We start from the raw sequence: 307 nt of genomic DNA, 5'->3' as shown, positions 1-307 counted from the left end.
ACTCGCGTATTAAAGACGCCGACTTTGCCGCAGAAACCGCCAAATTGACGCAAGCGCAAATCTTGCAACAGGCGAGTACCACCATTTTAGCGCAGGCCAACCAGCGTCCACAGGCTGCTATACAATTATTGGGTTAAGTATAGCGTACAGTCTGGACGCAACCAGCAAGTACAAAGCGGCGCCTCGGTGCCGCTTTTTTTATGCCGATTGAGAGATTTGTACAAAAAAACTGCAAAAAAGTATTAAGGTTTTTAATGTAACTAGCCGATACAGCACTGAGGGAGTTTGTAATTGGGACAAACTCGCT

General features: G+C 46.3%; 1 protein-coding gene. It reads left to right on the top strand.

Going from position 1 to position 307, the window contains the following annotated elements; all coding sequences use genetic code 11:
* Positions 1-137: flagellin (locus A10D4_RS14040; RefSeq protein WP_008490208.1), on the top strand; the 137-nt coding region annotated here is incomplete at its 5' end.
* Positions 138-307: the final 170 nt, after the last annotated feature.

It is taken from the genome of Idiomarina xiamenensis 10-D-4 (assembly GCF_000299895.1).
Lineage (GTDB): Bacteria > Pseudomonadota > Gammaproteobacteria > Enterobacterales > Alteromonadaceae > Idiomarina > Idiomarina xiamenensis.
Note: the sequence above shows the minus strand (reverse complement) of the source record. Positions and strands in the feature narration are given on the sequence as shown.